Source organism: Microbacterium limosum (assembly GCF_036324365.1).
GTDB lineage: Bacteria > Actinomycetota > Actinomycetes > Actinomycetales > Microbacteriaceae > Microbacterium > Microbacterium limosum.
This window is the reverse complement of the sequence record NZ_CP137080.1, coordinates 1,905,938-1,930,474: the sequence shown is the minus strand read 5'-3', so window position 1 is coordinate 1,930,474 and position 24,537 is coordinate 1,905,938. Positions and strand designations below refer to the sequence as shown.

Sequence of the window (24,537 nt, the reverse complement as noted above, 5' to 3'; positions counted from 1 at the left end):
GGGCGGCGAGGGTGCCGTCCTCGAGTGATCAGGAGGTCGGCACGTGGTTTCCGGGCCCGCCACCATGGAGTCGGAGGTTCATTCACGCCCCGACCTGACGCAGCAGATCCGCGACGCCATCCTGGGCGGTGAGTTCGCCCCGCATCAGCGTCTTATCGAGGCCGACATCAGCGAGCGCTTCGAGGCGAGCCGCGCGGGCGTGCGCACCGCCCTGCTCAATCTCGCGGGGGAGGGGCTCGTCGAGCGGCTCCCGAACCGGGGCGCGAGGGTGCGCGCGATCAGCGTGGCCGAGGCGATCGAGATCGTCGAGGTGCGCGTGGGTCTGGAGTCGTTGTGCGCGCGGAAGGCCGCGGAGCGGGTGACCGAGGACGAGGCCGCCGAGCTGCGGCTCCTCGGTGGTCAGATCGAGTCGGCTGTCGCGACGGGGAATCTCGTCGAGTACGCACGCCTGAATCAGGATATGGACCGGCGCATCCGTGAGATCAGCGGACACGACACCGCCACCCGGCTCCTCGAGCGGCTGCGCGCGCAGTCCGCGCGCCACCAGTTCCGCCTCGCCTACCACCCCGGACGCGCCGTGCAGTCGGCGCCCGAGCACGTCGCCATCATCGACGCCGTGGTCGCGCGGGATCCGGATCGCGCCGAGGCCGCGACCCGCCAGCACCTGCAGGGGATCGTCGCCCTGCTGCGTCAGCTCGACTGACGCGCGCGACGCGGGGGTCCTCTTCGCGCGCCGCCGCCGGCCGCGTGTCGCGCGCATACGTCGAATCCCCCGCCCGCGTGCTGCGGACGGGGGATTCGACGTGTGTCGCCTACCGGATCATTCGAAGGTCTCGGCGTTCGAGTAGCCGGTGCCGTTGTACTTCTGCACGATGACCGTGGACACGGCGGGCTGACCGTCGACCGTGGTGTCGACGTACGTGCCGTCGAGCATCAGCGGCGCCTGGAAGTCCGAGATGTCGTTGAGCGCCGCGAGGAAGTTCTCCCGCGTCGGCTCGGTCATGTTCTGGAACGCCTGCTCGAGCGTCGCCCCCACCATGTAGCTCCACATGCAGTGCGGGAACGCGGGCATGTCGGGGTAGTCGGCGTACTCGGCCAGGTCGGACAGGAACGTCTGCACGTCCTCGTCCTCGGCGAACGCCGGCGAGGCGGGCGCCTTGGAGAACGACACCGAGTAGACGCCGGGGAAGGCCGTGGCGTTGCCCGGCTGCAGGATCGCGGTGGGGCTCGAGGTGTTGGAGGGGAGGAACCAGCTGGGCAGCCAGCCGAGCTCCTGCGTCTTCTGCAGCGACGAGATCACGAGCGGGGTGATCGACATCGCGTTGAAGAAGACGTCGGCACCCGTGCCGGCGAGCTCGGTGAGCTGCGCGTCCACCGAGGTGTCGGTGGCCTCATAGGTGAGCTCCCCGACGATCTCGATGTTGTCGGCACCTTCGATGGCCTCCTTGAAGCCCTCGACGTAGCCCTCGCCGTAGTCGTCGTTCTGGGAGAGGATGGCGACCTTGTGCTCCTCGGTCGAGGTGGCCAGCAGCTCGCCGAAGGCGGCGCCCTCGTTCTGATAGATCGGCACGAAGCCGAGCTGCCACGGGCTCTCCTCGCGGTCGCTGAAGAGCGGGTCGCCGGTCATGACGAGCACCTGGGGTACCTCTTCGTCGATCGCGGCCTCGCGGAACGCCCGGTTGGTGGGGGTTCCGAGCCCGGCCGTGACGGCGAAGACGTCGTCGGCGACCATCTGCTGGAAGTTCGCGAGGGACTGCTGCGGGTCGTAGGCGTCGTCGTAGGTCTCGATCTCGACCGTACGGGTGACGCCGTCGCCGAACTCGACGCCTCCGGCGGCGTTCACCGCGCCGAAGTACGCCGTGACGCCTGCGACCGTGCAGGTGCCCGGGCCGGCCGTCGCGCCGCTCAGCGGCGTGGTGATGCCGAGCGTGATCGAGTCGTCGGTGATGCCGGGGCTCGATGCGGCGCCGTCGCCGTCGCCGTCGCCACCGTCGTCGCGGGCGCTGCATCCCGCGACGACGAGTGCGAGCGCGCTGGCGGCGGCCACGATGCCGACCGCTCGGCTGTGCTTCCTGGAGATGTTCATGTGTTGCCGTGCCTCTCTGTGTTTCCGGGTTGTCCCGACGTGCCGGCCGGAGCGGGCTCGCGCGGGGGAGGGGTGTGATCGGCGCCCGAGGATCCCGAGCCGCTGTTGCGGCGGAGCAGGCGCCGGATGGTGCGGGGAAGGCTGACCAGGCCGCCGGGGAGCACGAAGAGCACGATGAGCAGGATCGCGCCCTGGATGACGGCGGTGAGGTCGGCGGCGATGGCGTTGGTGATCTGGGGCACGAAGACGTAGTACGCACCCCCGATGAGGGATCCGATGATGCTGCCGGCGCCACCGATCACCATGGCGGCGAGGAGCTCGATCGAGTGGTGGAAGGCCATCGTCTCCGGGGAGGTGTACTGCACCGCGGCGAGGTAGAGGAACCCGCTGACGCCCCCGAACATCGATGCGATCGTGAACGCCATGACCTTGTAGCGGTATGGGGAGATGCCCATCGAGGATGCCACGGCCTCGTTGTCGCGCACGATCGCGAGCGCCCGGCCGAACTTGCCGCGCACGAGGTTGCGCGCGAGGACGAACGCTGCGCCCCCGATGACGAGGACGATGTAGAACTGCCACTGGTCGTTGTCGAGTCCGGTCCACTCGGGGGCTCCCGAAAACCGAGCCGAGATGCCCTGCGAACCGCCGGTGAACTCCGAGAGCCGTTTGGCGAGCGGCACTCCGACGATCGGCAGCGCGATCGTCACCATCGCGATGGCGAGGCCTCCGAGCCGCGCGGCGGCGAGGGCGATCAGAAGCCCCAGCGCACCCGGGATCAGCACCGAGAGCACGAACACGAGGACGATGTTCCAGTCGTTCGTGACCCCGTAGGCGGCGACGTAGGCTCCCACCCCGAGGAAGAAGATCTGACCCAGGGAGACGACTCCTGTGTAGCCCATGATGAGGTTCAGGCCGAGGACCGCGACGGCGAAGACGCCGACGCGGGTCAGCGACTGGTTCCAGAACACCGGCAGCACGAGGGGTGCCACGAGCAGGAGGGCGGCGACGAGCACGAGCAGCCCGCCGCGGACCCACGGGGAACGAAGGAGAGAGAGGCTGGTGGACATCAGACGCGCACCACGACTTTCCGGCCGAACAGGCCCTGGGGGCGGACGATCAGCACGACGAAGATCAGGATGAAGGGCACCGCGATCTTCAGGTCGTGTCCGATTGCGGGCACGTAGACGGCGGCGAGGTTCTCGAGCACACCGATGAGCCAGGCAGCGATGACCACGCCGAGGGGGCTCGACATGCCTCCGAGGATGATGGCGGCGAGTGCGTAGACCAGAGCGGTGTCCATCATGCCGGGCGTGAGGGTGAGCTGAGGTGCGACGAGCGCTCCGGCGACGGCGCCGAGCGCCGCGGCCATACCCCAGCCGACCATGAGGAGCCAGCCGACCGGCAGGCCCGAGAAGGATGCCGACTGCGGGTTGTCGGCGACGGCTCGCAGCGCGAGCCCGAGCTTGGTGCGCAGGAACACGAGCTGCAGCAGAACCATGATCGCGATGATCACCACGGTTGTGCCGAGCGAACGCACGCTCACGACGGCGCCGAGGACGTCGATGCTCGCGACGGGGAAGAGCGACGGGAACTGGAGGTTGTTGTACGTCCAGATCCAGCCGGCGATGCCCGTGATGAGGGTCAGCAGGCCCACCGTCACCACGATCGCGGTGTCGGGGTCGCCGCCCTCGAAGCGGCGGATGAGGAAGCGTTCGATGACCGCGCCCATCGCGAACGAGACGACGACGGCCGCGACGATCGCGAGGATGAGCGGAAGCCCCCAGCCGAGGAACGCGTAGGCGATGTAGGCCGAGAGCACGGCCATGCCGCCTTGGGCGAAGTTGATCAGGCCCGTCGCCTGATTGACCAGCACGATGGCCAGGGCGAGCGCGGCGTAGATCGATCCGGCGGAGAGCCCGTCGATGACCAGCTGCACGAAGGTACCCACGGTCAGCCTCCCAGGTAAGCGCGGCGGATCTCGTCCATGCCCTTGAGCTCGGTCGAGGTTCCGGTGAGGACATTGCGGCCCGTCTCGAGCACCGTCGCGGTGTCGACGAGGGAGAAGGCCAGGTTCGCGTTCTGCTCGACGACGAGCATCGCAAGCCCGGAGTCCTGACGCAGTCGGCGGATCGCGTCGTAGACGTTGCGGGCGGTGCTCGGCGCGAGACCCAGCGAGGCCTCGTCGAGAAGGAGCAGGCGGGGCTTGGCCATGACGGCGCGCGCGACGGCGAGCATCTGCTGCTCGCCCCCCGACAGCGCGGACGCGGCAGAGGAGATCCGTTCCCGCAGCTGGGGGAACAGTTCGAGCAGATAGTCGATGTCGGGGCCGATCTGCTTGCGGTCCTTGCGGAGGTACGCGCCGACGCGCAGGTTCTCCCGCACCGTGAGGTTTCCGAGCGTGCCGCGTCCCTCGGGGACGTGCGCGATCCCCAGCGCCGCGACCTTGTCGGGTCGCATGCCGCGGATGTCCTGGCCGTCGAACACGATCCGCCCGCCCGCCCGGACGGTGCCGCTGATGGCACGCAGCGTCGTGGTCTTGCCCGCGCCGTTGGCCCCGAGGATGCCGACCGCGCCGCCGTCCGGCACGCTCAGCGAGACGCCTTCGAGGACCTGGACCGGCCCGTAGTAGGCGGTGACGTTCTCCAGCTCAAGCAGCGTCATCCGTGGCCTCCTTGCCGATGTAGGCCTCGATGACCCGCGGGTCCGACTGCGCCTGGGCGGCCGTGCCCTCCATGAGGACGCGGCCGTGGTCGAGGACGACGACGCGGTCGGTGAGCGCCGCGATGAGCCCCATGTGGTGCTCGACGATCACGATCGTGATGTCCTCCTCCTCGCGCAGACGCTTGATCGAGTCGCTGAACTGCTCCACCTCGCCGTGGGAGAGCCCGGCGGCGGGCTCGTCCAGCAGCAGCAGACGGGGCCTCATCAGCAGGGCGCGACAGAGCTCGATCCCCTTGTGGAGCCCGTGCGAGAGCTCGTCGGCCGGGAGGTCGGCGGCCCATCCGAGGCCGTTGCGCTCCAGGAGGGCGCGGGCCTCCTCGCGGCGGTCCTTTTCGGCCCGACCCGTGTAGGGCAGCCGCAGGGACCAGCTGACGGGGCCGCCGGGCAGATGTGTGTGGGCGCCGAGAAGCACGTTCTCGAGCACGGTGGCGTGGAGCTGGAGGGCGGGATGCTGGAAAGTGCGCGCCAGGCCGTGTCTGGCGAGGCGGGAGGGGGCGTTGCCCAGCACCTCGGTCTCGTCGATCGTGATCGATCCGGAGTTCGGGTGGTAGTGGCCGCTGATGCAGTTGAAGAGCGAGGTCTTGCCCGCGCCGTTCGGGCCCACCAGGCCGAAGATCTGACCGGGCTCGACGGTGAAGCCGACATCCTGGAGCACCTTGACCCCGCCGAAGCGCAGGGTCACCTCATGCAGCGTGAGCCGAGCGGCCATCGCTCACCTTCCGTCGTCGCGTCGTTGCTGTCGACAGGGAGTCCCCGTCACTGGGACGGTACGGAGTCCCGTGGAAATTGTCAACGATATTGGTGTGAGATCCAAACGTAGTGTCCGAATCGTGATGCCCGAGATCGTCAAGACTCATCGAATCGTGCTCGTCGTCGGGGTGCGTCGCCGGTGCGATTCCGATGAACGGAATCAGATCGGCGGAAGGCGAACCGGCGGTGCCTACCATGACGCTGAACCCACGATCAGGAAGGTCGATGATGACATCTGAAGAATCCCTCGCCGAGGCGATCGCCCGCTCAGGGTCCGCTGTAGAGCTGCTGCGCAACCAGAATTGGCCGGCGTTCACGTTCCCCGTCGCGCCCGAGTTCACCAACTGGCGCGACGAGCAGCGGGCGTGGAACACCACCGTGGCGCTCATGGACCAGTCGCACCACATGACGCAGCTCTTCCTGGGCGGCGCCGACCTGCTGCCGCTGCTGGCGTCGATCTCGCCCAACACCTTCTCGACCTTCCGGCCGGGCGTCGCCAAGCAGCTCATCTGCGTCAATGCGGAGGGATACCTCATCGGCGACGGCATCCTCTTCTACAACGAGGACGCGCCCGAGGGACTCGTGCTCATCGGTCACCACCTGTTGATCGACTGGGTGCGCTTCAACGTCGAGAAGGCGCAGGCCGCGGGCAAGGACGTGCACCACCGCCTCGAGGCGAACTCCCACATGCGCCAGGGGCCGCCCACGTTCTACCGCTACGAGCTGCAGGGCCCCGAGGCGGACAAGGTGATGGAGAAGATCTTCGGGGGGCCCGCCCCCGAGATCAAGTTCTTCCACATCGGCGACGTCACGATCGCCGGTCGGGCCGTCAAGGCCCTCCGCCACGGCATGGCGGGCCAGCCGGGGTTCGAGTTCTACGGTCCCTGGGCCGATGCGGATGCCGTGCTCGCGGAGATCCTGACCGCGGGCGAGGAGTTCGGCATCCGGCGCGTCGGGGCCAAGGCATACTCCGCCACGCCGCTGGAGTCGGGGTGGGTGCCCACGCCGTTCCCCGCGATCTTCGGCGACGACTTCGCCGAGTACCGGGAGTGGCTGCCGGCCGCACGCGCCGGATCGGTCGCCGGTTCGCTGTACTCCGACGACATCCACGACTACTACATGACGCCCTACGACCTGGGGCTCGGTCGTTCCGTGCGCTTCGACCACGACTTCCACGGGCGCGAGGCCCTCGAGCGTCACGCGGCCGACCAGCGCCGCCGGAAGGTGACGCTGCTCTGGAACGCGGAGGACGTCGCGGCGGTCGTCCGGTCGCAGATGGAGCCCGGCGTGCCGGCGAAGTTCCTCGACTTCCCGAAGGCGCGCTACGGACTGTTCCAGATGGACGAGGTGCGCTACCACGACCGGCCGGCGGGCATCTCCACCGACGCGGGGTACATCGCCTACGACCAGCTCTACATGTCCCTCGCCACGGTCGACAACGACGTGGCGGACGGAGCCGAGGTCGAGGTCGTGTGGGGCGAGGACCCGATCTCGCGCAAGGACTCCGTCGACGCGTCGCACCGCCAGGTCCGGATCCGCGCGACGGTCGCACCGGCTCCGTACCACGAGTGGGCGCGCACCGTATATCGCGCCGACGACTGACTCGGGCGGCGTCGGCGCCCGTCCCCGGCAGGTAGCATGGCGCCGATGTCGAGGAGGACGCGGTGGCAAGAGGGTCGGCGGGCGAGAGCGTGCTGCACAAGCACCTGCGCATCCTCGACGCCTTCGATCCCTGGCATCCGACGCTGACCCTCTCGGAGATCGCGGATGCCGCGGGCCTCGCCCGCTCCAGCGCCCACCGTCTCGTCTCCGAGCTCGAGAGGGAGGGGCTGCTCGAGAGGCTGCCCGACCGGTCGTATCGCCTGGGTGTGCGGTTATGGGAGTTCGCCAGCCGCACACCCGGCGCGCTGGGCCTCCGGGAGATCGCGCGTCCGTGGCTCGGGGCGGTGCACGAACGTGCGCGGCAGCACGCGCAGCTGGGGATCCGCAGCGGCAGCGACGTGCTCTTCATCGAGAGGATGTCGGCCCGGGATGCCGTGCTCAACGCCACGCTCATCGGGGGACGCATCCCGCTGCACGCCTCCTCCAGCGGGCTCGTGCTGCTCGCGGATGCCGGCGAGGGCGTCGTCGACGAGCTGATCGCGCGCGGCCTTCGCCGGTACACCGACCAGACGATCACGTCCGGATCGCGCCTGCGAGCCGAGCTGCGGCGCGTGCGCGCCAGGGGGTACGCCGAGCTGGCGGGTCACATCCACGAGGAGTCGCGCGGCGTCGCCGTGCCCGTGCGGGGCCCCGACGGCTCCGTGTACGCCGCGATGGGCGTCGTCGTGCCCAACGACGGATCCTCGCCGCAGCCGATCGTCGAGCTGCTGCAGCGCGCGGCGGCCGGTGCGGCGCGTGAGCTCGCGCGCGCCTATCGTCCCGACGCAGATGAGGGCGCACGAGGTCTTCGCGCCCTCATGGGCGCCTCCACCAGGTCGCTCGAGTATCTGGAGCGCCTCGCGCGCGATCCGCACGATCCGGGGATGCGCGATGCGCGAGCGTCGGAGGGGATGCCGCGGTGACGACGAACGCCGCCCCCTCTTCCACGAGAGGCGGCGGCGTTCGTCGTCGCGCGGAGACTGGTCAGCCGGCGCGGTAGTTCTCTCGGGCGAACCGCGAGTAGGGGGCCGGCTCCACCGTGGCGCGGATCGCCACCTGGCGGTGGGGCTCCACCGAGGGCTTGGTGGTGTTCGGCTCCTCTCCCCATAGGACGACGACCTCGGTGCCGGGCGTGGCGTGCTCGGCCGCGATGCTCGCCAGCGAGACGAAGGCCTGCTCGCCGACGATGTATCCGGCATCGTGCGAGATGCCGACGTCCGTGCCGTCCAGGAGCACGCGATCCATCTGGTGCTGCCCGTACCGCGCCTTCGGGAAGTCGATGAACTTCGCGGGAGTCCCCTCCTCGTACAGGCTGCGCTGCGCCGCGGCGACGTCCTCGGGGTGCCATACCAGCGTCACCTTCACGCGCTGGGGTGCCGCCGCGTGGGCCTCGAGCGCCTCCCGTCCGATGAAGTCGTGGTCGAAGGCGACGCTGCGGCCATAGCCCAGGTCGTACGGTGTGAGGTAGTAGTCCTCGATGTCGGCGGCGTCCAGACTCCCGGCCAGCGAGCCCGTACGGGCCGCGGGAAGCCACTCCAGGTACTCCGCCGATCCCCGTCCCGTGAAGATGGCGGGGAGCGGAGAGGGGACCCACGCCGATTCGAGATTGGCGGACGAGTACGCGCGCGAGCCGACGAGCACGAGACCGAACTCCTCGCCCGCCTCGATCAGGGCGCTGCGCACCCGCTCGCCCTCCGCCCACGGGCCGAAGAGCTCGAATCCGGGCTGCCCGGCCATGCCGTGGCGGAGCGAGCGCACCGTCACTCCGGCGATCTCGAACGTGGCCATCCCGAAGAACCTCGTCTTCGGGACGGCGGCTCCCGTCACCTTCTCCATGAGGGCGAGGGCGTGCGGCCCCTGGATCTCGTAGCGGTAGAGCGTGGGATCGCCCTCGCGGACGAGGGAGTTGCCGTCGCGCTCGAAGGTGACGTTGTACTCGCCGCGCTCGCCGTGGTACTGCACCCAGTCGATCACCATGTGCCATCCGACCAGGTCGTAGACGTCCTCCTCGAGGTGGAAGAGGATGGCGTCTCCGATCAGGTATCCCTCGTGGTTGACGGCGATGAACTGCTTCGCGGCGTCGACGGGGAAGTCGGCGAAGCTGTTCACCCCGACGTCGCGCAGCAGCGACAGGGCGTCGGGCCCCGAGATGAACAGGTCGGTCATGTGGTGGGACTGGTCCAGCAGCGCGACCGAGTCGCGCCAGGCGCGCTGCTCGCTGCGCCAGTTACTGAACTCGGGCGTCACGGGGAAGACGGTGGGGCGCACCTGCGCGTGGCGCAGATGGGCGACCGGACCGCCGGCGCGGGCGATCGCGGCGGCGGCGGTCTCGGGGGCGGGGGTGTTCACGGGAACTCCTTCGTTCGGTCGGGTCTGGTTCCATGCTAAGTAGGCAGCCGCATATTCGCCCCGATCGTGAATAAGCGATACTTATCCGGTCCGAAGGATGCCTTAGGGGGCGAAGAACATGGACCTGAACCTCGTGCGCGTCTTCGTGGCGGTCGCGGAGACGCGCAGTCTCACGGCGGCGGCGGCCCGTCTCTACGTCACCCAGCCGGCGGTCAGCCAGGCGCTGGCGAAGCTGCGGCGCGACTTGGATGATCCGCTCTTCCAGCGCTCCGGCCGGGAGATGGTTCCCACGCCGCTCGCACTCTCGGTGTACCCGGGCTTTCGCGACGCGATCGCCGGGATCGATCGCACGGTCGATGCGGTGCACCGGTTCGACCCCGCCTCGTCGCAGCGACTGTTCCGGATCGCGCTGTCGGAACTGGGGGAGATCGGGTGGATCCCCGCGATACACCGCGCTGTCGCGGAGCGGGCGCCCGGCATGCGTCTCGAGGTCGTGCCGATGGATGTCGCGGAGCTGCCGGAATGGCTCGGCAGGGGCAGTGTCGATCTCGCCGTCACCCCGGCCCCGGTGCCGGGGGAGTTCGCCCAGACGGTGCTGAAGTCGCAGGCCTACGGGGTGGCGGTGTCCCAGCGGCACCCCCTCGCGCGGGGCGAGGTGGGCCTTGCCGACTACCTCGCCGCCGAGCACGTGAGGGTCGCGAGCGATTCGGGTGCGGCGAATGTCGACGCCGCTCTGCGACGCGTGGCCGCGCCTCCGCCGCCGCGGGTGTCCATCAACCACTTCGCGGCGCTCCCGCCGCTGCTCGCGGGGCGCTCGGGTCTCGTGGCCACGGTCCCCGACACGATCGCCGCGGGGTGGGCCGAGAGCTGGCGCCTGGTCGTCCGCCCGCTGCCGTTCGAGATGGCGCCCGTGGATGTGCGGCTCTACCGGCGTTCCACGACCCAGCACGCCGCCGCGCTGGACTGGTTGTTCGCCACGGTCGCCGGTGCCATCCGGGGGTCCTCCGGCCAGTTCGGCGTGATCCACGGCGACGCCGTCGCCGCGGGGTAGGCCCGCCGCAGCGCCGATACGAAGGGAGGGGGCGGATGCCGCGGCATCCACCCCCTCTCGTGTGCGGTTACAGCGTGCCGGTCGTGCGCCACCCGCCCTGGTACTCCTGGCGGGCCGTCTCGGCGTACGGCACGGGGCTGACCACGGCGCGGACGGCGATCTGCTCGTGCGGCTCGACCGTCGTCTTCTTCGATCCGCCGTCGGGCTCGCCCCACACCACGCGCACCTCGGCGCCGATCGGCACATCGCGGTCGACCGTGGCCAGCGACAGGCCGCGGTTCTCGTTGGCGGTGACGCCCGTGAACAGCGACAGGCCCACCGTGTTGCCGTCGGCGTCGATGACCGAGTCGTAGTTCGACGAGCCGTAGTTGGCGTTCGGGAGGTCGAAGAACTTGTACTCCTTGCCATCGCGCTTGAGGACGGTCGTGAGGATCTTGCTCAGGTCCTCGTCGTTCCACGCGAGGGTGACCTTCTTGCGCTGGGCCTCCGGGTCGACCTTCTCGAGCGCGTCGCGGCCGATGAAGTCGTGGTCGAACTTCACGAACGAGCCGTAGCCGAGCTCCCAGGGGCTGAGGTAGTAGTCCTCGATGTTGTCGGAGACGAACGAGCCGGCAAGGGCGTTGATCGCCTCGTAGCTGTCGGCCGGCAGCCACTCGCGGTAGGCGCGCTCGGCCTCGCTGGAGTAGATGGCGGGTAGCGGCGAGGGGATCCAGCCCGACTCGAGGGTGTTGGAGGAGTAGGCCCGCGAACCGCAGGGCTCGATGCCGAACTCGGCGCCGGCCTCGAGGATCGCGTCGCGCACGGCGCCGTGGTGCTCGTACGGACCCCACAGCTCGAGCCCGGGCGCGCCGGCCATGCCGTGGCGCAGCGTGCGCACCTCGTGGCCGCCGATCGTCATGTGGCCCATGTGGAAGAACCGCACCTTCTCCATGGGGCCGCCGTTGAGCTTCTCGATGATCGCCCAGGCGTTGGGGCCCTGGATCTGGAAGCGGTAGTACTCGCGGCTCACTGCCTTGCCGTACGGGCGCGACGGGGAGCGGTCGTCGTAGCGGAACTCGAGGTCGTAGCCCCCGGTCTCGGCGTGGAACTGCAGCCAGTTGGCGGCGGGTGCGCGGCCGACGTAGACGTAGTCGTCCTCTCCCTCGCGGAAGAGGATGCCGTCGCCGATCACGCCTCCGTTGCTCGCCGTCGGGACGTACTGCTTCGCCGTGTCGAGCGGGAAGTTCGCGACGGAGTTGATCGCGGTGTCGCTGATCAGCTTGATGGCGCCGGGGCCCGACATGAAGAAGTTGACCATGTGGTGGCTCTGGTCGTACAGCACCGCGGTGTTGCGCCAGGCCCTCTGCTCCCGGCGCCAGTTGCTGAACTCGGCGGGAACGACGGGGTAGATGTACGTGCCCAGCTGCGAGTCGCGGAGCATCTGGACGATGTTCCCCTTGTCATCCAGCAGCTCCTGAAGATTGCGTGCCATGAGGTGATCCTCGACTTCCTTGTCCGTGGGGGTCTGTCCGCGATCGTACGGAACGGATTTCACTATGTCCAGAGGTATATCCGGTAGCCAAGATTGTAGACAGAATCTTGACCATTCGGCTAGAGGTATGGTTCTCTGGCGGAAGCCGCTGGCCATTCGAGGGAGCCCCATGTCCGACAAGGTCGTCGTCACCGACATCGTCCGTGCCGACCGCGCGATCGTCGACGCCCTCGCCCCGCTCGGCTCCGCGACGGTCCACGAGGCGATGGGCCGCGTCGGGTACGCAGGCCCCGGCATCCGGCCGATCCAGCGGGATGCCGCGGTCGCCGGCACCGCCGTCACGGTGTCCGTCGCGCCGGGGGACAACCTCATGGTCCACGCCGCGATCGAGCAGGCGCGGGACGGCGATGTGATCGTGGTGGTGCCCGTGACCGACTCGCCCTACGGGTTCATCGGGGAGCTGATGGCGACGCAGATGCAGGTGCGCGGCGTGCGCGCCTACGTCACGAGCGGAGGCGTCCGCGACACCGCGGAACTGCGCTCGATGGGCTTCCCCGTGTGGACCGCCCACGTCAGCGCGGAAGGGACCGTGAAGGACACCGCGGGCGCGGTCAACGTCCCGGTCGTCCTCGGCGGAGCCGTCGTGCATCCCGGGGACATCGTCGTCGCCGACGACGATGGCGTCACGATCGTTCCCCGGCAGCGGGCCGCGCAGACCCTCGGGGCCGCCACGGCGCGGGCCGAACGCGAGGCCGCGGTGCGCACGCGGTACGCGGCGGGGGAGATCTCGATGGATGTGAATGCGCTGCGACCCGTGCTCGACACGCTCGGCGTCACCTACATCAGCCAGGCGGAGTTCGATGGCCGCTGACGCGAGCCGCGAGGGGATCCCCTGCATGCTCATGCGCGGCGGGACCTCCAAGGGCGCCTACTTCGTGTCATCCGACGTGCCCGCCGAGCGCGACGCACGCAACGACCTGATGATGCGCGTCATGGGCACGCCGGATCCGGCGCAGATCGACGGCGTGGGCGGGGCGCACCCCCTCACCTCGAAGGTCGCGATCGTCTCGACGTCGGAGCAGGACGGCGCCGACGTGGACTATCTCTTCCTCCAGGTGGGGGTCGACGAGCCCGTCGTCAGCGATTCGCAGACCTGCGGCAACCTGCTCGCCGGCGTCGGCCCCTTCGCGATCGAGCGCGGACTCGTGAGGGCCGAGGACCCGGTCACGACCGTCCGCATCCGCCTGCTCAACACCGACGACATCGCCTCCGCTCGGATATCCACCCCGGGGGGCGTCGTCGATTACGACGGCGATCTCGCGATCGACGGTGTGCCGGGGACGGCCGGCGCGATCGAGCTCTCGGTGACCCGGTCCGCACCCCTGTTCCCGACCGGCGCCGTGCGCGACGAGGTCGCCGGCCACCGCGTCTCCATCGTCGACAACGGGATGCCGACGGTGCTGATGGACGCCGCCGAGTTCGGCATCACGGGGTCGGAGTCGCCCGCCGAGCTCGAGGAGAACGCCGCGCTGCGCGCCGAGGTGGAGCGGGTGCGGATGGGCGCCGCGGCGCTCCTGGGCATCGCGGATGCCGCGGGGCAGACCGTGCCGAAGATGTTCCTCCTCTCGGCCCCGGCCGCGGGGGGCGCCATCCGCACGCGGGCCTTCATCCCCCACCGGGTGCACACCTCGATCGGGGTGCTCATGGCCGCGTCGGTGGCCGCCGGCATCCGCGTTCCCGGTGCGGTGGGGCACTCCCTGGCCGCGCTCGGCCCGGGGGACGAGACGCTCATCGAGCATCCCGGCGGCACCTTCGCCGCGCGCGTGATCGTGACGCAGGACGAAGACGGTGTCTGGCGCGGGTCGTCCGCGTCGGAGCGCACCGCACGAAAGCTCTTCGACGGGCGCGTCTTCCCGCGCCCGCGGAGGTGAACCCGCCGGATCCGAGGCATCCGGCACAGTCAAGGAGGACGGACACATGGCCGAATACGAGAACTTCGACATCGCCCACATGGGCGGCGTCGAGTTGTTCACCCCGAAGTTCGAGGAGAGCCTGCACTTCTTCCGCGACCTGTGCGCGATGCGCGAGGTCGCGCGGATCGGAGACTCCGCGTATCTGCGCTGCTGGGACGAGTACCAGCTCTATACGCTCAAGCTCACGGCGTCCGACACGAACGGCGTCGGACGCACCCTCTTCCGGGCGTCGAGCCAGGAGGCCCTCGAGCGTCGCGTCGCCGCGATCGAGGCCGCGGGTCTCGGGCACGGCTGGCGCGACCCTGAGGTCGGCGTCGGCCGCTCCTACGAGTTCGAGGACCCGGACGGCCACACGATGGCGGTGTACTACGACACCGAGCTCTACCGCGCGGACGACGAGGACCGCCCGGCGCTGAAGAACCAGGCCTCGGCGTTCCCCGGACGCGGCGTCAACGCGCGTCGCATGGACCACATCAACTACCTCGCCAGCGACGTCAACGCGGCGGGAGAGTTCTGGCGCGATGTCATGAAGGCGCGTGAGTCGGAGCGGGTTCGCCTCGACGACGGCCGCTACGGCGCGTGGTGGTTCCGCTTCAACCAGAAGTCCTACGACGTGGTCTACTCCGACGACTGGTCGAAGCAGCGCGGGCGCTTCCACCACTTCGCCCTCGCCCCCGACACGCGCGAGGACATCCTCAAGGCGGCCGACATCTTCCTCGAGAACAAGGTCTACATCGAGTACGGCCCCTACAAGCACGCGATCAACCAGACGTTCTTCCTCTACGTGTGGGAGCCCGGTGGCAACCGGATCGAGTTCGCCAACGCGGGCGCCCGCCTCATCCTCGATCCCGACTGGCCGGTCGTGGAGTGGACGCAGGCCGAGCGCGCCAAGGGTCAGGCCTGGGGCATGAAGACGATCCCCACGTTCCACACGCACGGCACTCCGTACGTGGAGAATCAGGAGGAGATCGACCGCAAAGCCCTCGAGGGCCGCTGAGGAAGGAACGAAGATGAAGACGCTGGCAGCCGTCGCCCGCGACGCGGGCGCCCCCCTCGTCATCGAGGAGCTGGATCTCGACGAGCTGCGCCCCACGGAGGTGCGGGTGCGCATGGTCGCGACCGGCGTGTGCCACACCGACGCCGTCGTCCGCGACCAGATCTACCCGACGCCGCTGCCCGCCGTTCTCGGCCACGAGGGAGCGGGGATCGTGGAGGCCGTCGGCGGCGCGGTGAGGTCGGTGGCCCCCGGCGATCACGTCGTCCTCTCCGTGAACACGTGCGGCCGGTGCCGGCACTGCCTCGAGGGAGCGAGCACCTACTGCGAGTCGCTCTACGCCCTGAACTTCGGCGGGACCCGCATCGACGGCTCCACGGCGCTCACGGATGCCGGGGGTTCGGCGGTCTCGTCGCACTTCTTCGGGCAATCCTCTTTCGCGACATACGCGAACGCGGACGAGCGCGCCGTGGTGAAGGTGCCCGACGATGTGCCGCTCGAGCTCATGGGGCCGCTCGGCTGCGGCATCCAGACCGGAGCCGGAGCGGTGATGAACTCGCTGCGCCCGGCGGCGGGCACGACCTTCGCCGTGTTCGGGGCGGGTGCCGTGGGTCTGTCGGCCCTGCTCGCCGCCGTGGCGGTCGGGTGCGGACGGATCATCGCGGTGGACGTCAACCCCGACCGTCTCGCGCTCGCGCTCGAGCTCGGGGCGACCGACACGGTCGATGCGCGTGAGGGCGACGTCGCGGCGCGGGTGAAGGAGCTGACCGGCGACGGAGTGGACTTCGCGCTCGAGACCTCGGGGCGCAGCGATGTGCTGCGCCAGGCGGTGGACTCTCTCGGCGTCCGCGGAACGGTCGGCGTCGTCGGCGCTCAGGCGCCCGGCACCGAGACGGCCGTCGAGACCGGCCTGTCCATGACCCGGGGCTGGTCGCTGAAGATGATCATCGAGGGCGATTCGATCCCGCAGGTCTTCATCCCTCGACTGATCGAGCTGTGGCGGCAGGGTCGCTTCCCCTTCGACCGCCTCGTGGAGAACTTCGACTTCCACGACATCAACGACGCCTTCTCCGCCTCGGAGAACGGCGAGGTCGTCAAGCCGGTGGTGGTCTTCGCCTGATGCCTCCACCGGCTGCTCGCGCGCTCCACCGTTCCGTCTGAGCGGTCGCGACGCGTGGCGTCCTCGCCTCGGGAGAGGACGTCTGCCGAGGCGAGGGGGCTTTCCCGCGAAGGCCCCCTCGCCTCGGCAATGCTCCTCTGCCCGGGAGAGGGGCGTGCGCTACCGCGCCGGCAACCAGCCCTCGATGCGGGGGTAGACCCGGCGGGCGTTGCCCTCGAAGACGGCGTCGCGGGCCGCGGCATCCAGTGCGGACGCCTCGATGTAGGCCTTCGTGTCGTCCCAGTGCCGACCGGTGTCGGGGTCGGTGCCTCGCACGGCGCCGATCATCTCGGAGCCGAACAGCACCTGGGACGTCGGTACGACCTCGAGGAGGAGGTCGATTCCGGGCTGGTGGTACACGCAGGTGTCGAACCAGATCTGCGACATGGTGGCCTCGAAGTCCCACCCCTGGTCGCGGGCCATGCCGCGGAATCGACCCCAGTGGTACGGAACGGCGCCCCCGCCGTGGGGGATCACGAGGCGCAGGCCGGGATGCCGGGAGAGGAACCCCGAGCTGAGGGCCTGCATGAAGGCGGTCGTGTCGGCCGCGAGATAGTAGGCGCCGGTGGTGTGGACGGTCGGGTTGTCCGATGCGCTCACGTGCACCATGCCGGGCACGTCGAGCTCCTCCATCGCCTCCCAGAGCGGCGTCCAGTACGCATCCGACAGGGCGGGGCCGTCCCATCGCCCCCGCTCGGGTCGGGGTTGACGTTGCAGCCGATGAAGCCGAGCTCCTCGACGCAGCGCCGCAGCTCGGCGACCGCGCCCTCGATCGGAGCGCCCGGGCTCTGCGGCAGCTGCGCGACGGGGGCGAAGCTGCCCGGGAAGAGCGTGCAGACGCGGTGGATGAGGTCGTTCTGCCTCCTGGTCCATTCCCGCGACGTGCGCTCGTCGCCCACGTGGTGGGCCATCCAGCTGGCGCGAGGGGAGAAGATCGTGAGATCGGTGCCGCGCTCCCGCTGCTGGGCGAGCTGGGCGCCGCCGACGGCATCCCGGATCTCGTCGTCGGTCACCTCGTACTCGCGCGCGGCGACGGCATCGAGCTCGTCGGCGGTGGATGCCGCCAGCTGCGCCTCCCGCCATGCGGCGACCCCCGGCGGGGTCGTGGTGAAGTGGCCGTGGCAGTCGATGATCACGTGCTGTCTCCGAGTCTCTACGTCGAGGAATTGTAGCCAATTATGGCGACATCAGGAGAGGGCGTCCAGCCCGGAGGCGATGTCCGGGATGCGGACTAGGGTGGTGCGGTGCCAGAAGCCGTCATCTCCGCCGTCGATCTGCGCAAGTCGTACCGCGTGAAGGGCAAGCCCGATCTCGTCGCCGTCGACGGGCTCTCCTTCGAGGTCGCGCCGGGGGAATCGTTCGGCCTGCTGGGGCCGAACGGGGCGGGCAAGTCGACGACCATGAAGATGGTGGGCGCGGTCTCGACGCGATCGAGCGGGCAGCTGCAGATCCTCGGCCTCGACCCCGACCGCCACGGCCCCGACATCCGTTCGCGGCTGGGGGTCGTGCCCCAGCAGGACAATCTGGACGCCGAGCTCAACGCCCGCGAGAACCTCTTCATCTACGGTCGCTACTTCGGTCTGCCCGCGCGGGTGTGCCATCGGAAGGCCGACGAGCTGCTGGCGTTCGCCCAGCTGGAGGAGAAGGCGCGCAGCAAGGTCGACCAGCTCTCCGGCGGCATGAAGCGCCGGCTGACGATAGCCCGCGCTCTGGTGAACGACCCGCGCATCCTGCTGCTGGACGAGCCGACCACCGGCCTCGACCCCCAGGCGCGCCACGTGCTGTGGGACCGCCTGTTCCGCCTGAAGGAGCAGGGCACGACTCTCGTGCTGACGACCCACTACATGGACGAGGCCGAGCAGCTCTGCGACCGCCTCATCGTCGTGGACGAGGGCAGGATCATGGCGGAGGGCAGCCCGAGCGAGCTGATCCGCCGGCACTCCACGCGCGAGGTGCTCGAGGTGAGGTTCGGGTCGGAACGCAACCAGCAGGTCGCACCGAGGCTCGAGGGGGCGGGGGAGCGGGTGGAGGTCCTCCCCGACCGCATCCTCGTCTACACCCACGACGGCGAACGGGCCCTCGAGCGCATCACGGCAGAGGGCCTGACGCCGGTGACCTCGCTCGTGCGGCGCTCGAGCCTGGAAGACGTCTTCCTCCGGCTCACGGGAAGGTCGCTGATCGAGTGAGCGGCATCGACCACGCCGGTCACGATCCCCGGACCGGCCCCGCGCCGGGGGGTGTGCGTCCGCAGCCCTCCCTCGACGAGCTGCGGTCCGAGGCCCTCGCCGCGGGTCGCCGGCCGCGGCGGTTCGGCTCCTGGTACGTCACGGAGCACATGGTGCGGGCGATGCGCGCCTACGGGTGGACGATCATCGTCGGGGCGCTCGGGCAGCCGATCCTCTACCTCTTGGGGCTCGCCGTGGGGCTCGCCGCACTGATCGACGCGCCGATCGTCGACGGCGGGAGGGATGTGTCGTACCTCGTCTTCGTCGCGCCGGCGCTGCTGATGACGGCCACCATCTCGGTCGCGAGCGAGGAGTTCACCTATCCCGTCATGGCGGGCTTCAAGTGGCGCCGGTACTTCTTCGGGTTCAGCGCCTCGGCGCTCTCCAGCGGACAGATCGCCACCGGCGTGGTGTTCGGTGCGATGGCGCGGATGATCGTGACCGCCGTGGCGTACTACGCGTTCCTGTGGCTCTTCGGCGCGGTGCCAGACCCCGCGACGGGCTGGATCGGCATCGGTATCGCGCTCCTGGCGGGCGCCGCGTTCGGGTTGCCGCTCATGGCCTACGCCGGCTCGATCGAGGACGACAGGGGACAGTTCGCGCTCGTGCAGCGGTTCGTGTTCATGCCCATGTTCCTCTTCTCGGGCACGTTCTATCCGCTCGACACCCTCCCCGTCTGGCTGCAGTGGATCGGGTGGATCTCACCGCTGTGGCACGCCTCCGAGCTCGGCCGGCTCGTGACCTACGGCTCCCCGCAGAGCGCCGAGCAGACTATGGTCCACGTCGTCTACCTGGCGCTGCTGGCGGCGGGCGGCTACGTCGCCGCGCGGCGCGTCTTCACGCGGAGGCTCGCGAAATGAGCGCGACGACGGCGGTTCCCGCCGCAGCGCGACGCGGCGGGGTGCGCGCGCTCTGGGCGGGCAACCCGGGTGCCGTCGTGCAGCGGGGACTCATCGCGGCGCGCTCCTCGAGCTGGATCGTCGTGCTCTCCGGGTTCTTCGAGCCCGTGTTCTACCTCGCCTCGATGGGCATCGGGCTCGGCGCCCTCATCGGCGACGTCGAGACCTCCAGCGGGGTCGTGGTCTCGTACGCGGCGTTCATCGCGCCCGCGCTGCTGGCGGTGTCGGCGATGAACGGCGCCGTCTACGACTCCACCTGGAACGTCTTCTTCAAGCTCAACTACGGACGGCTCTACGAGGGGATGCTCGCGACGTCGCTCGGGCCGTTCGATGTCGCGCTGGGCGAGATCCTCTACGCGCTGCTGCGCGGGCTCGTCTATGCGAGCGGGTTCCTCGTGATCATGCAGTTCGCGGGCCTCAATCTGTCGTGGACGGCCCTGCTGGCACTGCCGGCCGTCATGCTGATCGCCTTCGGCTTCGCGAGTCTCGGCATGGCAGTCACGAGCTACATGAAGGCGTTCCAGCACATGGACTGGATCCAGTTCGTGATGCTGCCGATGTTCCTGTTCTCGGCGACGTTCTACCCGATCACGGTCTACCCGGAGTGGGTGCAGGCGATCGTGCAGGCGCTGCCGCTCTGGCACGGTGTCGAGCTCGTGCGTGGTCTCACGACGGGCGCGCTGCACCCCGGGATGCTGTGGCACGTCCTCTACTACGCCCTGATGATCGCGCTGGGCCTGCTCATGACCACGCGCCGGCTGCGCGCGCTGTTCCTGGACTGAGGCATCCGCTCAGCGCCAGAGCACGGCGATCGCCGCGTTGGCGAACGTCAGGATGCCGATGCCCCAGAACATCGCCGAGGGCGCCGCGCCGGAGCGGCGCTGGCGCGCCTGCCCGATGCCGAGCAGCGCGCCGATGACGAGCAGGATGACGAGCTTCGTGGCGATCTTGGCGTAGTCGAGCTCGTACGAGATCCCCCACGGCGCGGCCAGCGCGAGCCCGGCGACCGCGGCGACGGTGAAGCCGACGTGCTGGAGTCGCGTTATCTGCCGGCGGCCGCCCCATGCCTGGGCGGCCCACGCGCCGAAGAGGAGCGCGAATCCGGTGAGGTGGACCAGGACGACGAGGTGGCGCAGAATCTCCATGCTCGTCACGGTAGAGGCTCGTGCACCGTGAGCACCAGCAAGGACGCCCTCAGCAGCGGGGTCATGACGCCTGGGGGGCGGTCGTCCCGATGTTGGAGTCGTAGTCGATGTCCTTCGTCTCGGGCGAGAGCCAGAGCGCGACGAAGGTCAGCACGGCCATGACCGAGAGGTACACCCCGACGAGCCACGGGCTGCCGCCCGCCGCGGCCCACAGGGCCACCGCCACGATGGGGGCGAGCGCGGCGCCGAGGATCGAGGACACGTTGTAGGAGATCGCCGATCCCGAGTAGCGCACGTTCGTCGGGAACAGCTCGGGCAGCACGGCCCCCATCGGTCCGAACGTGGCGCCCATGAGCATGAAGCCGAGCACGAGGAAGGCCTGCACGAGAGCGCCGGTGAACTTGGGGTCGGCCTGCGGCATCAGGAAGATGTTGAACAGCAGGCCGAAGACGAAGATGCCCCCGGTGATCCACATCAGCAGGCGGCGGCGGCCCAGGGAATCGGCGAGAGGCCCGGAGAGCGTCGTGAAGATCCCGAAGAACACGACGCCCACGATCTGCATGATCACGAAGTCGGTGTAACCGAACCCGAGACCGGGTACGTAGGTCGCGGCGTCGAACGCGGTCCCCGCGGCATCCGCCGCCGCCTGAGCGGCGTCGGTGGTCGCCTTCGTGCCGTAGGAGAGGGTGAAGCTCGTCATGAGGTAGAAGAGCACGTAGGTCGCGAGCATGATGAACGTGCCGAGGATGAGCTGGCGCCAGTGCCGCCGCACGACCTCGCCGAGCGGGAACCTGCGGATCGTCCCCGCCGTCGACGCCGAGGTGAACGTCGTCGACTCGACGAGCTTCAGGCGCACCCAGAGGCCGACGATGACCATGACGGCCGAGAAGAGGAACGGCACGCGCCAGCCCCACGCGAGGAACTCCTCGGAGCGCTGGGCGCCGCCGTCGGGGTGGGGCAGGGCGAAGTAGATCGCGAGGAACACGGAGTTGGCGATGATGAACCCGATGGGGGCGCCCAGCTGCGGGAAGGTGCCGTACCACGCGCGCTTGCCGCGCGGCGCGTTCTCCGTCGCCACGAGGGCCGCACCGGACCACTCGCCGCCGAGCGCGAAGCCCTGTGCGAGGCGCAGCACGAGCAGCAGCAGGGCCGCCCACCAGCCGATGTCGTCGAAGGTCGGCAGGCAGCCGATGAGGAAGGTCGCGATCCCCATGGTCAGCAGTGACGCCACGAGCGTGGCCTTGCGGCCGAATCGGTCGCCGAAGTGCCCGAAGATGACCGCCCCGACGGGGCGCGCGACCATCGCCGCGCCGAAGACCGCGAACGATGAGAGCAGCGCGGTCGTGTCGTTGCCGGTCGGGAAGAACAGGATCGGGAAGACGAGCACGGCCGCGGTGGCGTAGACGTAGAAGTCGTAGAACTCGATCGTCGTGCCCACGAGGCTCGCCGTGATGACGCGCGAGCGGGGGTTGGCGGGTGCGGGCGCCGGGGCGGGGGCGGAGGTGGCTGAAGCGGTCATGCGGGAGAACCTGTCGGAGAGCGCGGCGACGCCGAAGTGGCGGCTGGGGTCGGTGGGAGCGCTCGGCGCAGGGTGACGCGCCGGGGCGCGTCGGTGGGCACCGTGTGCGCCGGCGGGGTTCGCCGGCACACGAAGGACGATCCTACGCCGCCGCGCGCCCGATCGCGCGCTGCGGCGCCTCAGCCCCGCAGGGCGCGCAGCGCGAGGGCGGTGCGGATCGCGGCATCCGCGGCCTCGGCGCCCTTGTCCTCCTTCGAGCCGGGCAGGCCCGCCCGATCGATGCCCTGCTGCTCGTCGTCGAGGGTCAGCACCCCGAAGCCCACGGGCTTGCCGGTGTCGATCGCCACGCGGGTGAGGCCGTCCGTGGCGGCGGACGAGACGTACTCGAAGTGCGGCGTGCCGCCCCGGATGATGACACCGAGCGCTACGACGGCGTCGGCGCCGGCCTCGAGCGCGGCCTTGCAGACGACGGGCAGTTCGAAGGACCCCGGCACGCGCACCACCTGGTGGGCCGCCCCGGCGGCGTCGAGCGCCCGCGTCGCGCCCGCGATGAGACCGTCGGTGATGACGTCGTGCCATTCGCCGGCGACGACGACGACCCTCAGGCCCGCGGCATCCGTGCCCGCGCGCTCGGGGGCCCCCTTGCCGCTCACTGGTCGCTTCCCGTCTTCATCTCGGCGAACGCCTCGGCCAGGTCGTCTTCGTCGATCACGTGTCCCATGCGGTCTCGCTTCGTCTCCAGGTATTGATGATTGTTGGGTCCCACCCCGACGAGCAGCGGAACCTGCTCGACGATCTCGAGCCCCAGCTCGCGCAGCTGCGACACCTTGTCGGGGTTGTTGGTGAGCAGGCGCACGCGCTCGACGCCGAGGTCGGCGAGGATGCCGGCGGCGGCGGCGTAGTCACGCGCGTCGGCGGGCAGGCCGAGGGCCAGGTTGGCGTCCACCGTGTCGAGGCCGCGCTCCTGCAGGCCGTAGGCCCGCAGCTTGTTGATGAGCCCGATGCCGCGGCCCTCGTGCCCGCGCATATAGACGACGACGCCTCCGTCGCGCGAGATCGCCTCCAGCGCGGCATCCAGCTGCGGTCCGCACTCGCACTTGAGCGAGCCGAAGGCCTCGCCCGTGAGGCACTCGGAGTGCACGCGGACGAGGGGGGCGCCCTCCAGGTCGCCCGCCACCACGGCGAGGTGGTCGGTGCCGGTGGTGCGGTCCTTGTAGGCGAGGAAGCGGAAGACGCCGTGCTCGGTGGGCACGCGGGACTCGGCCCGCAGGCTCACCCGCCGCCGGTGCACGCCGCCCGCGGCCTCCGCGCGGGGTTCGTGCTCCTCGAGATAGGCGATCAGCTGTTCGATCGTGATGACCGGAACCCCGTCGCGCTCGCCGAGCTCGATCAGCCCGGGCAGGCGCATCATGCTGCCGTCCTCCGCGACGACCTCGGCGATGGCGCCGACGGGGGACAGGCCCGCCAGCCGCATGAGCTCGACGGCGGCCTCGGTGTGGCCGCTGCGCTCCCGCACCCCGCCGTCGACGGCGCGCAGGGGAAGGATGTGGCCGGGGCGGATGACGCTCGTGGGCGTGGACCGGGGGTTCGCGAGCACGTTGAGCGTGTGCGCACGGTCGGAGGCGCTGATGCCCGTCGTGACGCCGTCCGCGGCATCCACGCTGACGGTGTAGGCCGTGCCGCGTGCGTCCTCGTTGCGTTCGACCATCGGGGGGAGGTCGAGCCGGTCGGCGAACTCCGCCGGCATCGGCGCGCAGACGAATCCCGACGACCACCGCACCGTCCACGCCACCCACTCGGGGGTGGCGAGCTCGGCGGAGAGGATGACGTCGCCCTCGTTCTCGCGATTCTCGTCGTCGGCGACGAGCACGGGACGACCCGCGCGGAGCGCGTCGAGGGCCTCGTCGATCGTGGACAGGCTCATCTCGAGCCTCCTTCCGTGGCGTCGCCGGCGAAGGCGAGCATCCGCTGGACGTGACGCGCGAGGATGTCGGTCTCCAGGTTGACCGGATCGCCCGGCGAGCGCCCGCCGAGGGTCGTGGCCTCGAGCGTCTCGGGGATGAGGGACACCTCGAACCACGGCGCGGTCTCGGCGGCGTCGCTCACGGCGCTGACGGTGAGGGACACTCCGTCGACCGCGATGGAGCCCTTGTCGACGACGAGCGGCGCCAGGTGCGGGGGCATCGCGACCCGGACCACCTGCCAGCGGTCGCCCGGCCGCACGTCGGCGACGACGCCGGTGCCGTCGATGTGCCCCTGCACGACGTGCCCGCCCAGCCGCGCGCCCACGGGCATCGCCCGCTCGATGTTCACCGGTGCGCCCGCCGTCAGGGCGCCGAGCGTCGACATGTCGAGCGTCTGCTGCATCACGTCCGCTGTGAACGTCTGCGCATCCTGGGCGACGACGGTGAGGCAGACGCCGCTGACCGCGATCGAGTCGCCGTGCCGCGCGTCCGCCACCGCGAGAGGGGCCCGCAGCGTGAGCCGCACGCCGTCCCCCGACGGCTCCAGGCGGGTCACCTCGCCGATCTCCTCGATGATTCCGGTGAACATG

24 protein-coding genes and 1 pseudogene are annotated in these 24,537 nt (G+C 70.0%); 12 read left to right on the top strand and 13 right to left on the bottom strand.

Annotated features, from left to right (window positions below):
- Positions 1–43 precede the first annotated feature (43 nt).
- On the top strand, positions 44–703 hold the full coding sequence (locus RYJ27_RS09295; protein WP_330170041.1) for a GntR family transcriptional regulator: 660 nt from the start codon (positions 44–46) through the stop codon (positions 701–703).
- A gap of 117 nt (positions 704–820) precedes the next feature.
- Here the strand turns inward: RYJ27_RS09295 and RYJ27_RS09290 are convergent, their stop codons facing one another.
- Genes RYJ27_RS09290 through RYJ27_RS09270 form a run of 5 tightly spaced genes read right to left on the bottom strand, consistent with a single transcriptional unit; the run spans position 821 to position 5,516 of the window.
- Complete coding sequence (locus RYJ27_RS09290; RefSeq protein WP_330170040.1) at positions 821–2,086, bottom strand: ABC transporter substrate-binding protein; 1,266 nt, start codon at positions 2,084–2,086, stop codon at positions 821–823.
- A complete protein-coding gene (locus tag RYJ27_RS09285; protein ID WP_330170039.1) occupies positions 2,083–3,153 on the bottom strand; it encodes a branched-chain amino acid ABC transporter permease in 1,071 nt (356 codons plus the stop codon). The genes RYJ27_RS09290 and RYJ27_RS09285 overlap by 4 nt, the downstream gene beginning before the upstream one ends.
- Positions 3,153–4,034 (bottom strand): branched-chain amino acid ABC transporter permease, encoded by an 882-nt coding sequence (locus tag RYJ27_RS09280; protein WP_330170038.1) that lies wholly within the window; start codon positions 4,032–4,034, stop codon positions 3,153–3,155. The genes RYJ27_RS09285 and RYJ27_RS09280 overlap by 1 nt, the downstream gene beginning before the upstream one ends.
- 2 nt (positions 4,035–4,036) lie before the next feature.
- Entirely contained in the window at positions 4,037–4,747 is a 711-nt protein-coding gene (locus RYJ27_RS09275) for an ABC transporter ATP-binding protein (RefSeq protein ID WP_330170037.1), read from the bottom strand.
- Positions 4,734–5,516, bottom strand: coding sequence for an ABC transporter ATP-binding protein (locus RYJ27_RS09270; RefSeq protein ID WP_330170036.1), 783 nt, complete (start codon positions 5,514–5,516; stop codon positions 4,734–4,736). The genes RYJ27_RS09275 and RYJ27_RS09270 overlap by 14 nt, the downstream gene beginning before the upstream one ends.
- A 121-nt stretch (positions 5,517–5,637) precedes the next feature.
- Between RYJ27_RS09270 and RYJ27_RS09265 the strand changes: the two genes are divergently transcribed.
- The 3 genes from RYJ27_RS09265 (at position 5,638) to RYJ27_RS09255 (ending at position 8,121) form a co-directional block, all read left to right on the top strand.
- Positions 5,638–5,796, top strand: coding sequence for a hypothetical protein (locus RYJ27_RS09265; RefSeq protein ID WP_330170035.1), 159 nt, complete (start codon positions 5,638–5,640; stop codon positions 5,794–5,796).
- Complete coding sequence (locus tag RYJ27_RS09260) at positions 5,783–7,159, top strand: aminomethyl transferase family protein (protein ID WP_330170034.1); 1,377 nt, start codon at positions 5,783–5,785, stop codon at positions 7,157–7,159. The genes RYJ27_RS09265 and RYJ27_RS09260 overlap by 14 nt, the downstream gene beginning before the upstream one ends.
- 62 nt (positions 7,160–7,221) lie before the next feature.
- Entirely contained in the window at positions 7,222–8,121 is a 900-nt protein-coding gene (locus RYJ27_RS09255; protein WP_330170033.1) for an IclR family transcriptional regulator, read from the top strand.
- A gap of 61 nt (positions 8,122–8,182) precedes the next feature.
- On the opposite strand, the gene RYJ27_RS09250 is transcribed toward RYJ27_RS09255, so the two are convergent.
- A complete protein-coding gene (locus tag RYJ27_RS09250) occupies positions 8,183–9,547 on the bottom strand; it encodes an aminomethyl transferase family protein (RefSeq protein WP_330170032.1) in 1,365 nt (454 codons plus the stop codon).
- A 118-nt stretch (positions 9,548–9,665) separates the two neighbouring features.
- On the opposite strand from RYJ27_RS09250, the gene RYJ27_RS09245 reads away from it, so the two are divergent.
- Positions 9,666–10,598: a LysR family transcriptional regulator gene (locus RYJ27_RS09245; RefSeq protein ID WP_330170031.1), complete on the top strand. Its 933-nt coding sequence runs from the start codon at positions 9,666–9,668 to the stop codon at positions 10,596–10,598.
- 67 nt (positions 10,599–10,665) lie between these two features.
- On the opposite strand, the gene ligM is transcribed toward RYJ27_RS09245, so the two are convergent.
- Positions 10,666–12,069: a vanillate/3-O-methylgallate O-demethylase gene (gene ligM / locus RYJ27_RS09240; RefSeq protein WP_330170030.1), complete on the bottom strand. Its 1,404-nt coding sequence runs from the start codon at positions 12,067–12,069 to the stop codon at positions 10,666–10,668.
- Between the two features lie 169 nt (positions 12,070–12,238).
- Between ligM and RYJ27_RS09235 the strand changes: the two genes are divergently transcribed.
- From RYJ27_RS09235 to RYJ27_RS09220, 4 genes are read left to right on the top strand one after another with little or no spacing between them, the layout of a single operon-like run.
- Complete coding sequence (locus RYJ27_RS09235) at positions 12,239–12,940, top strand: 4-carboxy-4-hydroxy-2-oxoadipate aldolase/oxaloacetate decarboxylase (protein WP_330170029.1); 702 nt, start codon at positions 12,239–12,241, stop codon at positions 12,938–12,940.
- A complete protein-coding gene (locus RYJ27_RS09230; protein ID WP_330170028.1) occupies positions 12,930–14,000 on the top strand; it encodes a PrpF domain-containing protein in 1,071 nt (356 codons plus the stop codon). The genes RYJ27_RS09235 and RYJ27_RS09230 overlap by 11 nt, the downstream gene beginning before the upstream one ends.
- Before the next feature lie 46 nt (positions 14,001–14,046).
- Positions 14,047–15,039: a VOC family protein gene (locus RYJ27_RS09225; protein WP_330170027.1), complete on the top strand. Its 993-nt coding sequence runs from the start codon at positions 14,047–14,049 to the stop codon at positions 15,037–15,039.
- 13 nt (positions 15,040–15,052) lie between these two features.
- Positions 15,053–16,156, top strand: a complete 1,104-nt coding sequence (locus tag RYJ27_RS09220; RefSeq protein WP_330170026.1) for an NAD(P)-dependent alcohol dehydrogenase — start codon at positions 15,053–15,055, stop codon at positions 16,154–16,156.
- 159 nt (positions 16,157–16,315) lie between these two features.
- Here the strand turns inward: RYJ27_RS09220 and RYJ27_RS09215 are convergent.
- A pseudogene (locus RYJ27_RS09215) lies at positions 16,316–17,331 on the bottom strand (amidohydrolase family protein).
- 108 nt (positions 17,332–17,439) lie between these two features.
- Between RYJ27_RS09215 and RYJ27_RS09210 the strand changes: the two are divergent.
- Genes RYJ27_RS09210 through RYJ27_RS09200 form a run of 3 tightly spaced genes read left to right on the top strand, consistent with a single transcriptional unit; the run spans position 17,440 to position 20,101 of the window.
- A complete protein-coding gene (locus RYJ27_RS09210) occupies positions 17,440–18,381 on the top strand; it encodes an ABC transporter ATP-binding protein (RefSeq protein ID WP_330170025.1) in 942 nt (313 codons plus the stop codon).
- 5 nt (positions 18,382–18,386) lie between these two features.
- Complete coding sequence (locus RYJ27_RS09205) at positions 18,387–19,280, top strand: ABC transporter permease (RefSeq protein ID WP_330172038.1); 894 nt, start codon at positions 18,387–18,389, stop codon at positions 19,278–19,280.
- Positions 19,277–20,101, top strand: a complete 825-nt coding sequence (locus tag RYJ27_RS09200; protein WP_330170024.1) for an ABC transporter permease — start codon at positions 19,277–19,279, stop codon at positions 20,099–20,101. The genes RYJ27_RS09205 and RYJ27_RS09200 overlap by 4 nt, the downstream gene beginning before the upstream one ends.
- Positions 20,102–20,110: 9 nt before the next feature.
- Here the strand turns inward: RYJ27_RS09200 and RYJ27_RS09195 are convergent, their stop codons facing one another.
- The 5 genes from RYJ27_RS09195 to RYJ27_RS09175 all read right to left on the bottom strand — a co-directional run bounded on the left by RYJ27_RS09195 (position 20,111) and on the right by RYJ27_RS09175 (position 24,536).
- Positions 20,111–20,464, bottom strand: a complete 354-nt coding sequence (locus tag RYJ27_RS09195) for a Fe-S protein (protein WP_330170023.1) — start codon at positions 20,462–20,464, stop codon at positions 20,111–20,113.
- Between the two features lie 61 nt (positions 20,465–20,525).
- Complete coding sequence (locus RYJ27_RS09190; protein ID WP_330170022.1) at positions 20,526–21,983, bottom strand: MFS transporter; 1,458 nt, start codon at positions 21,981–21,983, stop codon at positions 20,526–20,528.
- 179 nt (positions 21,984–22,162) lie between these two features.
- Positions 22,163–22,636: a 6,7-dimethyl-8-ribityllumazine synthase gene (ribH, locus tag RYJ27_RS09185; RefSeq protein WP_330170021.1), complete on the bottom strand. Its 474-nt coding sequence runs from the start codon at positions 22,634–22,636 to the stop codon at positions 22,163–22,165.
- Entirely contained in the window at positions 22,633–23,907 is a 1,275-nt protein-coding gene (ribA, locus tag RYJ27_RS09180; protein ID WP_330170020.1) for a GTP cyclohydrolase II, read from the bottom strand. Before ribA ends, ribH begins: the two co-directional genes overlap by 4 nt.
- Positions 23,904–24,536, bottom strand: coding sequence for a riboflavin synthase (locus RYJ27_RS09175; protein ID WP_330170019.1), 633 nt, complete (start codon positions 24,534–24,536; stop codon positions 23,904–23,906). The genes ribA and RYJ27_RS09175 overlap by 4 nt, the downstream gene beginning before the upstream one ends.
- Between the last annotated feature and the right edge of the window lies 1 nt (position 24,537).

What these genes read in the sequence shown, in the direction of transcription:
- RYJ27_RS09260 (WP_330170034.1), top strand. Translation starts at nt 5,783, where the DNA reads ATGATGACATCTGAAGAATCCCTCGCCGAGGCGATCGCCCGCTCAGGG.
- RYJ27_RS09200 (WP_330170024.1), top strand. Translation starts at nt 19,277, where the DNA reads ATGAGCGCGACGACGGCGGTTCCCGCCGCAGCGCGACGCGGCGGGGTG.
- RYJ27_RS09245 (WP_330170031.1), top strand. Translation starts at nt 9,666, where the DNA reads ATGGACCTGAACCTCGTGCGCGTCTTCGTGGCGGTCGCGGAGACGCGC.
- RYJ27_RS09195 (WP_330170023.1), bottom strand. Translation starts at nt 20,464, where the DNA reads ATGGAGATTCTGCGCCACCTCGTCGTCCTGGTCCACCTCACCGGATTC.
- RYJ27_RS09270 (WP_330170036.1), bottom strand. Translation starts at nt 5,516, where the DNA reads ATGGCCGCTCGGCTCACGCTGCATGAGGTGACCCTGCGCTTCGGCGGG.
- RYJ27_RS09220 (WP_330170026.1), top strand. Translation starts at nt 15,053, where the DNA reads ATGAAGACGCTGGCAGCCGTCGCCCGCGACGCGGGCGCCCCCCTCGTC.
- RYJ27_RS09235 (WP_330170029.1), top strand. Translation starts at nt 12,239, where the DNA reads ATGTCCGACAAGGTCGTCGTCACCGACATCGTCCGTGCCGACCGCGCG.
- RYJ27_RS09275 (WP_330170037.1), bottom strand. Translation starts at nt 4,747, where the DNA reads ATGACGCTGCTTGAGCTGGAGAACGTCACCGCCTACTACGGGCCGGTC.
- RYJ27_RS09230 (WP_330170028.1), top strand. Translation starts at nt 12,930, where the DNA reads ATGGCCGCTGACGCGAGCCGCGAGGGGATCCCCTGCATGCTCATGCGC.
- RYJ27_RS09225 (WP_330170027.1), top strand. Translation starts at nt 14,047, where the DNA reads ATGGCCGAATACGAGAACTTCGACATCGCCCACATGGGCGGCGTCGAG.
- ligM (WP_330170030.1), bottom strand. Translation starts at nt 12,069, where the DNA reads ATGGCACGCAATCTTCAGGAGCTGCTGGATGACAAGGGGAACATCGTC.
- ribA (WP_330170020.1), bottom strand. Translation starts at nt 23,907, where the DNA reads ATGAGCCTGTCCACGATCGACGAGGCCCTCGACGCGCTCCGCGCGGGT.
- RYJ27_RS09290 (WP_330170040.1), bottom strand. Translation starts at nt 2,086, where the DNA reads ATGAACATCTCCAGGAAGCACAGCCGAGCGGTCGGCATCGTGGCCGCC.
- RYJ27_RS09285 (WP_330170039.1), bottom strand. Translation starts at nt 3,153, where the DNA reads ATGTCCACCAGCCTCTCTCTCCTTCGTTCCCCGTGGGTCCGCGGCGGG.
- RYJ27_RS09190 (WP_330170022.1), bottom strand. Translation starts at nt 21,983, where the DNA reads ATGACCGCTTCAGCCACCTCCGCCCCCGCCCCGGCGCCCGCACCCGCC.
- RYJ27_RS09175 (WP_330170019.1), bottom strand. Translation starts at nt 24,536, where the DNA reads ATGTTCACCGGAATCATCGAGGAGATCGGCGAGGTGACCCGCCTGGAG.